General features: G+C 46.2%; 8 protein-coding genes. 6 read left to right on the top strand and 2 right to left on the bottom strand.

Translation table 11 applies throughout. The features are described 5' to 3' along the window. The first annotated feature begins 355 nt into the window (after window positions 1-355). Window positions 356-1,420 (top strand): YrpD family protein, encoded by a 1,065-nt coding sequence (locus ACQ76X_RS31530; RefSeq protein ID WP_076114327.1) that lies wholly within the window; start codon window positions 356-358, stop codon window positions 1,418-1,420. A gap of 126 nt (window positions 1,421-1,546) precedes the next feature. Further along, window positions 1,547-2,362, top strand: coding sequence for a copper amine oxidase N-terminal domain-containing protein (locus tag ACQ76X_RS31525; protein ID WP_438497692.1), 816 nt, complete (start codon window positions 1,547-1,549; stop codon window positions 2,360-2,362). A gap of 80 nt (window positions 2,363-2,442) precedes the next feature. Here ACQ76X_RS31525 and ACQ76X_RS31520 read toward each other — a convergent pair whose 3' ends face one another. After that, window positions 2,443-3,321 (bottom strand): hypothetical protein, encoded by an 879-nt coding sequence (locus tag ACQ76X_RS31520; protein WP_438497691.1) that lies wholly within the window; start codon window positions 3,319-3,321, stop codon window positions 2,443-2,445. Window positions 3,322-3,486: 165 nt separating this feature from the next. Between ACQ76X_RS31520 and ACQ76X_RS31515 the strand changes: the two genes are divergently transcribed. Continuing rightward, window positions 3,487-3,807 (top strand): hypothetical protein, encoded by a 321-nt coding sequence (locus tag ACQ76X_RS31515; protein ID WP_076114330.1) that lies wholly within the window; start codon window positions 3,487-3,489, stop codon window positions 3,805-3,807. A gap of 54 nt (window positions 3,808-3,861) precedes the next feature. Here the strand turns inward: ACQ76X_RS31515 and ACQ76X_RS31510 are convergent, their stop codons facing one another. After that, window positions 3,862-3,954, bottom strand: coding sequence for a YjcZ family sporulation protein (locus tag ACQ76X_RS31510; protein ID WP_231578298.1), 93 nt, complete (start codon window positions 3,952-3,954; stop codon window positions 3,862-3,864). A gap of 255 nt (window positions 3,955-4,209) precedes the next feature. On the opposite strand from ACQ76X_RS31510, the gene ACQ76X_RS31505 reads away from it, so the two are divergent. The 3 genes from ACQ76X_RS31505 (at window position 4,210) to ACQ76X_RS31495 (ending at window position 9,837) form a co-directional block, all read left to right on the top strand. Continuing rightward, on the top strand, window positions 4,210-5,514 hold the full coding sequence (locus ACQ76X_RS31505; protein WP_438497690.1) for an MFS transporter: 1,305 nt from the start codon (window positions 4,210-4,212) through the stop codon (window positions 5,512-5,514). 290 nt (window positions 5,515-5,804) lie between these two features. Then, entirely contained in the window at window positions 5,805-8,975 is a 3,171-nt protein-coding gene (locus ACQ76X_RS31500) for a GNAT family N-acetyltransferase (RefSeq protein ID WP_438497689.1), read from the top strand. Next, window positions 8,962-9,837 carry an amidohydrolase family protein gene (locus tag ACQ76X_RS31495; RefSeq protein WP_438497688.1) on the top strand — a complete coding sequence of 292 codons (876 nt, stop codon included), beginning with the start codon at window positions 8,962-8,964 and terminating at the stop codon, window positions 9,835-9,837. The genes ACQ76X_RS31500 and ACQ76X_RS31495 overlap by 14 nt, the downstream gene beginning before the upstream one ends. Window positions 9,838-9,975: the final 138 nt, after the last annotated feature.

Raw genomic sequence — 9,975 nt, 5'->3', positions numbered from 1 at the left:
AGTAGGGAATAGGGTACTAGTAACTAGAGTGTGGAAAATAAAACAAACGGAGGGTATTTATTCGAAATTTGTATCACGTATGTTTATGGTTGTTTTGGATTCATTGTAAATACATTAACTGAATCTGTGAGAGGGCTGGATAAATGAGGAAATTATGAATGATTCAAAAAGACGCAATAGAATTAATAGAAAAATTCCCATTGTTTTCTATGGTATATAATGTTATATTATGTCAGCGATATCTATTGATGTCATACATAGCCTCTATACTATCAATCATATAATTTTGTTTTGAATAGCTGGCCGGCTTTCAAATATAAAAAAATTGAAGAATTTATAGAAAAGAGGAAATATTATGATTTTGAAGAAAGGCATATGTTTAATGGTTTTAAGTTCAATGCTTCTTGTTCCAACGATAGCAAGCGCAGAAACTGAAGGAAGCAATATTGAAATTCAAAGCGAAGGAATTAAACCAGCTCAAGAAAAGCTAGATTCTTTTATATCAAAAGCACGTAATTTATCTGAAGAATATTCAACATCGAACAAACAACAAACCAATAATTTAAATTCGATTCCTGAAACATTTAACTATACATTTGTAGAGGGAGATACGGGATATTTTTATGAGAAGTCTTCGGTAAGTGCTGATGAATACGTATTAACTTACCCAATAGAATATTTAGCACAAAACGAAATAACATCTAATCAGAGTGAAGTAACTGCTGCTGCCTCCGACACAATTCCAAGTGGGATCGGGGGACGAGCAACAGTTCAAAAAAATGGCAGCATTAACACCTTTGTTATTCGTACCCCTGCCACTACTACTGGACCTACAGCCAGAACCTATATTTATGGCGGTTTTTCCGGTGTAGGAAAGGACAAGTCAGGGACTTCTAACAGAACTATTGAGGCAGATATGGGACTTGTATTTTCAAATGCATATGGTGTTAATAAGTGGCAACCAACTATTAACTACTATTGGGGAAGTGAAGGAGATGGACATACTGTTCCAGGAAATCGCATAAGTCCATATAATGAAATTTGGTATAAAAATGGATATGTTCCTGGTAAAGATGTAGATGTAACCATTTATCGAAATCTTGGTAATAATACTAGATTATCCACAAGAGGTTATGCTCTTTATGCTGATCATGAGGGAAACGGAACAAATACGTATCTTACAGCTGTTACAGAGATAGCAAACACTTATGTTAGTAGTACCAGTAGTTGGAAGTATTTGGCTACTATTGCGGATACAGTAGTTAATAAAGTGCCTCAAGGGGACGCTGCTGGACAAGTTACAGGTATATTGAGTAATATTCTCATAGACAGTAGCGCATATACTCCTGTGTCCAACGGTACCGATTTTGCTAATGTAACCATTTCGAGCAACAATGTAACAATAAAGGTTTCAAAATAATTATGACTACGTAGAGTTTAGAGTAAATAAATTTAAAGACACCTTATTTTTATGATGCCGTGGAAATATTCTCTGGTGTTATCACATAAGGTGTCTTTACTACTTTATCTTGAAAGGTTGATACATGTGTTCATCAAACGAAAGATAATGATACTTTGTCTTCTGATAACAACTTTTTCATCGATCACCATAGCAAATGCAGCTTCCACTCCATCTGCACCGGTTAAATCACCATTATTGTTGAAAATTAATCAGTTCTACGTGGCATACACCGCTCCCCATGCACCTTATGTTGATAACAAAAATCGTTTAATGGTTCCATTGCGCAGCATATCTGATTTATTGGCTGCTGACGTGAATTATGATGCTAAGACAAAAAACGCTATGATAACTAGAAAGAACTATCTAAAGGAAGAAGAGAAGAACTATACTATAAAAATGACAGTTGGGTCAAAAGAGATTGAAATAAATAATGTGAAATCCGAGATGGATACCGTACCAGCTTTAATCAAAGAAAGCATGTTCATTCCATTGAGCGTGGTTACTAAAGCACTCCATATTGAGACTACCTGGGATCATAATAAAGGACTTGTAAGTTTAAATCTCGATCCGGCCTACTTGCCTTCGGGAGTAGTAAGTGATGAGGGACATCTCGGGAAATCCGATACGAAGGTTAGGCCTATAAACTCAACTATTCAAACGACAGTCAACAAAGCTGGAATACCCATCATTAATGTAAATGTGACAGCCCTCAACGAGGGGAAATCATCATTAAGCAAAGGAAACTATTTGCGATTTTATGTTCAAGATTCGAATTTCGGATTTTTTGATGTATACAATAAGGATCAAATCAAACCTGGCGACACATTCTCCGTTCAAACAACAAATACAATTCTTGCAGATTCACTAAGATATATTCTAGTTGATGCTTTTGCAGATTAATTTGTAGGATTTATGATGCTGCAAATACTGATAAGATGAATGGGAATAAGCCCTTGCCATTAATGGCAGGGGCTTTAATATTAGGGCTGTATCCATTCGCCAAATAACTGCTGCGCCTTGTCCCAATCCACCCCAAGGCCTCCGTACCATCCCGCCCACGGCATTTCCATGTCGGACCGGCCTCTTGTATTGTTCAACTGAAGTTCTCCGTTTACAATGTCTTCCCTATTGCTCCAACGATCAGCTTGAAGCTCCAACACCTGATTGGGCAGGATGCCGACCGTTGCCAGTGATTGCAGGATACCCCGGCGCACACCTGCCGTTCCTTTAACCAGCTTCATGGAGGTTAGGCGTTTCTCATATTTACCTGGAGTCTCATCTTCCGGCGCCTCAGCGAGACTGCGGAGCAGCCGATTAAAAATGGCAATATCCTCACTACTCGGGATTATAGGCTCATTCTTTATGATTTGCGCAAACTCGGTTATGTCCACATAGGCGCCGATTGGACTATTTCCATATACATTCCCTAAGTGAATGGCATATCTAATATAGGATGCGTTTGTCCAGCCTTCATCGTTGTGGCTGAACCCGCACACTTTACAAAAGCGGAAACGTTCTGCTTCTTCATAACGATGCGGGCGGGTGTGAAGCATTTGGTGATAACTGGTCAAAGGGGAGATTCCTCGTGGAAAGCTGCCTCCTACACCTGTGACAAAAGCGGCGGCAATCACTTTCCACGAAAGGTTTGCATTCGCCTGCATCGTGGTCAGGCTCTGAATCACAGAATCATGTGTGATGTGCCCGATATCATTAGCCTGCCAATGATGCTGTTCCAGCAGTTCACGATCGGCAGATGACAGGGTATCCACCAGGTAGACGCTTACTTCCCTCTCTCTGTCGTAATCGTAATTAGGATACTTGTACAGCTTATTTAGTGCTTTAAGCGGTTTATGGTTCATATGAGCTCACCTCCCTACCAGTTGTTTATAGTTATACCAAATAAAACGGGTTCATTTCAAATAAAAGGAAGAGGGGAGGTTCATAGAACTTTTTTCTAAAGCAACGAACCACGTAATTGCACTAGGCATATGATGTATTAGTTTATTAGGAAGGGAGTGTTAACCATGAGTTTTCAAACTGCAGGATATCAGCAAAAAGTTTTGTATCAAGCAGACAGCCAATCTGTTCAAAACTTAAAAAACATTAGAAGCCACCTACAGCATATATGCAAACAACATGGTAATCAAATTGTCAGAATTGAAACCCTGGACGGTCAAGTTTACGTCGGGAGAATTGTGCATTGTGACAGAGGCTTACTGTATTTCGCAGTTCCAAAGCAAGGAGGGCAGCGTGCTTTTTTCGGAAGTCCTTCTTACAGTAGTGATGAGATGATTCTAACTCTTGTCCTGTACGAGCTGCTTGTCATTACTTTATTGTACACATAACATAAATGGGAAAAGAGCCTCCATAGCGTAGGCTCTTGTTTTTTTAATATCATTTTAGAACGTTCTCAGAACAATTACCAACAGAATGTAAAGCACCAAGATGACAGTAGTAGAAGTATACCCTCCGAATCCTGCACAACCACTCATTGTTGTTCCTCCTTTACTTTAACTTATACCCCATACTATGTATCTGTCCCTATCTCTGTAACGACTAATGCCTAATTTGTTTTTTTCTTGATCATCTTCATCGCTCTTTTTTAAATCTATATCCAGCAATTTTTACAAATATCGTGTTATTTTTGCGATTTTAAGCCTTATACTTCCTTTATGAGTCACCTCACCCTGTCCAAACTCACATATCCTATACATAAAAGCATTCATTTCATTCAGGAGGTCCAGTTTATGAGTACATATTCGAAGGAAGAAAAAAGCTGGATGTGGTACGACTGGGGTCATTCTGCCTACTCCATCATCATTTCGACGGCAGTCTTCCCGCTCTTCTACAAAGCAGCAGCTCAGGATGCTGGCATTAGTGCCGCGGATTCTACGGCTTACCTGGGATATGCTGTTGCAGTTTCGACGTTTATCCTTGCCCTGCTAGGCCCGATCTTGGGCACAATTGCCGATTACCAAGGGTTCAAAAAAACGTTTTTCGCCTGCTTCAGCTTGCTCGGCATAGTCGCTACTGCACTGCTCACGTTTATTCCTAACGACAGTTGGGAGCTGCTGCTCATCTGCTATATGTTCATCGCAATCGGGTCGACGGGCTCCAATGTGTTTTACGATGCGTTCCTAGTAGACGTCACCGACAACGAACGGATGAATAAGGTGTCTGCCCGCGGATTTGCGATCGGGTATATAGGCAGTACGATTCCTTTTATCATCAGCATCGCGATCATTCTTCTTGCTGAGCAAGAGATTCTGCCGATCTCCGTCACGGTGTCGAGCCAAATCGCTTTCTTCATTACGGCCCTCTGGTGGGGCATCTTCACTTTACCCATGCTCCGCAATGTACATCAGAAGCATTACTTGAACCGCGAGCCGCGAATCATCGCGAACAGCTTCAAGCGTCTCTACGAGACTTTAAAGCAAATCAAGCAGCATCGCGCGATTTTCCTTTTCTTGCTCGCTTATTTTTTCTATATCGACGGCGTCGGGACAATCATTACGATGTCTACCGCTTATGGAACTGATCTGGGCATCAAATCGACTGATTTGCTTATTATATTGTTCGTCACGCAAGTTGTCGCTGCTCCATTTGCAATATTGTACGGGCGTCTGGCGGATCGGTTCTCGGGCAAAACCATGCTATATGTCGGTATCTGCGTCTACATCATCGTATGTATCTACGCGTATTTCATGAAGTCGGTGTTCGACTTCTGGGTGCTTGCGATGCTGGTCGCCACCTCGCAAGGCGGCATTCAGGCGTTGAGCCGGGCTTACTTCGCACGGATGGTGCCGAAGGAGAACGCTAACCGGTTTTTCGGGTTTTATAATATTTTCGACAAGTTCGCATCGATTCTGGGACCACTTCTAATCGGAGTCACTGCGCAGCTCACCGGCCACACGAACATGGGGGTCTTCAGCCTTGTCGTCCTGTTCATCGCAGGTATCGTCATTCTCATGCTAGTGCCGGAGCCGGGAAGGGGACCGGGTGCCGGTTTGTCAGGCGGACGTCATGGCCGCAAGACGAGCGGGTTGAACTAGTCAGCGCGGTAACGCGCTTGCTCTAGCAACCTAAATTAAGAAGCTGAGCATTAAGGGTAGGAGAGAATGATACTCCAATAAAACAGCGGCAGTCCGGACATAATTTCGTCGTCCTTGGCTGCCGCTATTTCCTATAATAGGGTCAGACTGTGCTATGTACTCTTTAAGTATAAGAGTTTTAGCCCTCGTAATGGTCTTCCAATTAATAGTATAATGAGAACTTATAGGGCTATTATTGCTCTGCTAAAGAAGATTACATATCCATATTTGAAACATAAGGAGATGAGCTCATGACAGCAATTATCCCTACGGAACAAATCCGCATTATTGAATACGATCCTTCTTACGCTGGGGCGGTCGCAGAGATGTGGAACCGTAGCAACGAAAGCTGGGGCGGCGGCACCAACCACAGAACAGAAGACAGTGTGCGCAGGGAGATGGAGGTTTCGGCCAATCTTCATGTGTTTCTCGCTGTCGATGGCAAAGAGGTGGTCGGATTCTGCAGTTTTGCACATTACCGCCAAGATGAAGGGGCTTTGTACGTACCGTTATTAAATGTGCGACCTGATTATCACGGTTACAAGGTAGGCCGTAATCTGATTTTGAACGCCGTCCGCAAGACCGTCGAAGCGGGGTGGCCTCGTCTGGATCTGTTTACCTGGGCAGGCAACACCAAGGCTGTGCCTATGTATAAGAAATGCGGATTCTTCTGGGAAAAAAATGAAGATTACGTCCATCTGATGAACTTCATTCCAACTGTTCTTCAGACTGAAGCGCTTGCTCCCTATTTCGAGGAGCTGGATTGGTACGCTGACAGCACCCGCGAACTTCCCATTCAGCCGGATGGCCGGCGGGAGCGTGGTTTTGATTTCTTTGATTACACTTGGCAAAAGGGAGAACTCTCCTTGCGGGCAGAATTCGAGAAGTCCGGTCGCGGGCTGACCGCTCTTGATACACCTGACTACGAAATCTCCACTGAAATCGACGATCATGATCTTGTGTTTGGCTCCGCTTACAAGATTCGTTATGTGATCAAGAATCGTTCTGCGTCCGAGCTGGCGATTGAGATCAAGGGACAGAACGACAAGAACATCCGGTTTGACCTGTCCGCTGCACATACGCTCGCTGCGGGAGAAACGGTCATTGTAGAGGGTGATTTCGAGCTTGATCCGGTTCGGGAGGAGCAGAATGATAAGAAGACCCATCCGGTTGTGACGAGCCAATGGATCATCGGTGGCAAGCGGGCTGAGTTCCGCATTGGCGTAGCTCCGAAATTTCCGGTCAAGATGAAGATTGTATTGCCAACCCGGGAGCTGTATCCGGGCCTTCCGGCCGAGCTGTATCTGAACGTTGAGAATAACTTCGCCTCGGAAGCGGAGTTCGCTTTTGACTTGCCGGAGGAGGAATTCCTGCAGTGGGGTGAACGTGCAATACGCTTCACGGTTCCGGCTAAGAGCAAAGCCTCTATCCCGGTGCCCTTCACCCTGTTGTCCTACGGGCTTTACTCACAAGATATTGAAGTGACGGCCGTTCCAATTGGGCAAAAGGCGGTCTCCTTCACAAGTAAACTATCTGTTCTAATGAAGGGAACGCAGGGCCGCTTCGGCGGGCAGGAGGGTGATCAGTGGGTCGCTGTGAACGGCGCCTTCTCGCTTCATATGAACAAGTCCGACAATGGAATGTGGATTGAATATCCCGGCTCCAGCCACAACTTCTGGTGGACCTTTCCGAAGCTAGGCAAGCCGTTCGCAGAAGAATTCTCTAAGAAGCAGGCCGTCAGCGTGAAGATCTACTCGGAAGGGGAGAGCCAGGTTCTCGAAGCGCTCTACGAGTCGGATGAATTCCCGGGTATGGAGATAACAACGGTGGCTAAGCTATTCGCAAACGGAATCGCTGAGTTTCATCATGAGATCTGCAACACCAGCAGCAAAGCACTGGATGAGAACATGTATGTACTGACGAATTTCGGCTTTTTTGGCAAGCGGCTCATCCTGCCGTATCAGGGACATTACGTTGACATGGGCGATGCGTACGCCGGCGATCCGGGTCTTTGGGATAGCGACCAGGTCACGGAGAACTGGATGTTCTGCAAGGAAGAGAACGTCACCTGCGGAATTTGCTGGGACCCTTCTCTGAAGCTGCTTCGCCCGGAATACACGCTTGGGCTTGAGCATAACCTTGGGCAGATTTCCGCTGGAGAGGTCGTGCGGACAAAGGCAACTGTGTTTGCACTAAACACCTTTCCCAAGTGGCCGGAATTCCGCGCCTTTGCCAGAAAACAGAAGAATTCGGTCATCCCGGTGCTGGACGATCATCTGGAACTCACACTCGGCGGCGGAAATCCGTTTGCGGCAGGTGCGCTTCAGGCAGAACTACTCGAACGAAAGATGACCCCGCTTGCAGGGAGCTTCGATCTGTATGTGCAAAACGATGGCGGAGCGGAGCGGAGAGCGGCTGGTATCGAGTTGCAAAGGGAGCAGGATATACGCTCTGCGGGCTTTGAACTCTCTCCTGAGGAAATGGGATCGCCGGGACAGAGCGACTCCGGCCAGAAGGTCCGGGTCGTCTATCGCGGAGAGGATCGCATTCAGGAGCGGTTGGGTCTCTGGTTCCCTCAGACGGAAACAACTGTTGTTTGCGAGATCGAAGAAGGTCCGGCGGGTTCTATTTATACGGTGAGTAACGGAGTACTCTCGATAGCGGCTGCCCCTCAGTTCGGAAGTGTGGTGCATTCCTTGAAGCACCAAGGGGAAGAATGGCTGGACAGCTCCTACCCGGAAGCCGTTCCGCGTTCCTGGTGGAATCCTTGGTACGGTGGTCTTGGCGTAGGGATTTCCGGAATGGGTGGATTCAGCCGGCAGCAGGAGCCGAGAACCGCAGCATGGGTGAAGCGGAAGGATGTTCATGGCAATGTTTGGAAAGGCCTGCGATTAACCACTTCTATCGAAAAGCAGGAGGCAAACCGGGGGATCATAATCAACCAGCATTACCTTATGCTGCCCGGCGTCCCTGTGCTCTGTATGCTGCATTCGGTGACCAACGGAAGTGGAATGGTTCTGCCACAGTATTCGCTATCGGAGGATAGTTACTTCAAGCCTTCACCTGTCTTTTCCGAAGGGTGGATGGAATTCCCCGGGGAAGGCAAGTTCCTTCTTGGGAAAGTGGAAGCTCATCTGGATTCCAAGGGGATCTTGCGAGTCGGTGCGACTTCACGTAAGGACATGCTGCATGTTGTGAATAATTACCCCAACCAAAGGGCTTCAGCGTATGTGAACAATAAGGTATTCGCACATGATGTGGGTCATCATCTTCCACTTCTGAACGGAGAAACCGCTTGGACACAGCCAACCTTCCTGATCATGGGGGAGATCCCTCTGAATCCAGAGGATGTACGGGGTCTCCTGAAGCTGGCCTTTACCAGTCCTACTGACGAAAAGGAGAGCTTAAATGCCGATCATTGACATACACATTCATCTGTCTGACATCGACAGCTTTCATCAAACAGCGGCGGATCTGTCCAAGGTCGATTACACAGCCGCTGGCCTCAAGGCGGAATTTGACAAGAACGGTGTCGTTCTCGGCATTGGTATGGGGGTCACGGAACAGACGAAGGGAGCCTTTCCTGACTCTACTTCACCCAATCCGATGGGTCTTGATTTGGAAGCCAATGTTCCACCGTTCTTAATGGAATGCGTTGGCATTAACCCGAACATGCTCGCAGGGGGCCATGTCCAAGAGGAGCTTGACCGAATCGAAGCACGTCTGCAAGCTCCAGAGGTAGCGGGAATTAAGCTCTACGCCGGGTACTACCATCACTACGTTTATGACAAAATCTATACACCGGTCTATGAGCTGGCTGCCAAATACGGCGTGCCTGTGGTCATTCATACCGGCGATACGTATTCGATGAATGGATTGCTTAAGTATTCGCATCCTCTTACCGTGGATGAATTAGCTTACCAGCAGCGCGGTGTGAACTTTATGATCTGCCATCTGGGCGATCCCTGGGTGATGGACGCTGCCGAAGTGGTGGCCAAGAATCCGAATGTCTATGCCGATTTGTCCGGCCTTGTCGTCGGCGACCGGCCCCATTTTGAACGATTTATGAACGAACCCTTGTTCATGGACCATTTCCGCCGGGCGCTGGTGTACTCCGACCATTACGAGAAAATGTTGTTCGGCACCGATTGGCCGCTTGCCCCAATTGACCTGTATGCGGAATTCGTCCGCCGGCTTGTACCTGAGCGACATCACGAGAAGGTATTTTACGAGAATGCCTTTGGGTTGTTTCCGCGTATCCAGCAGCGGATTGCGGCGCTCTGATACTACCGGGGACAGCCCAGCCAGAGTGCAATGAAGCATAATTGAACAAGCCTTCCCCTTAGACCGTGTGAGGGGATGGCTTGTTTTTGGTTAAGGGAAATGTAAGATTTTTTAAAACCGTATGGAGTTGTGGCGCTT

Source organism: Paenibacillus sp. IHBB 3054, from assembly GCF_051594305.1.
Taxonomy (GTDB): Bacteria; Bacillota; Bacilli; order Paenibacillales; family Paenibacillaceae; genus Paenibacillus_AQ.
This window is presented reverse-complemented; position numbering and strand designations above follow the sequence as displayed.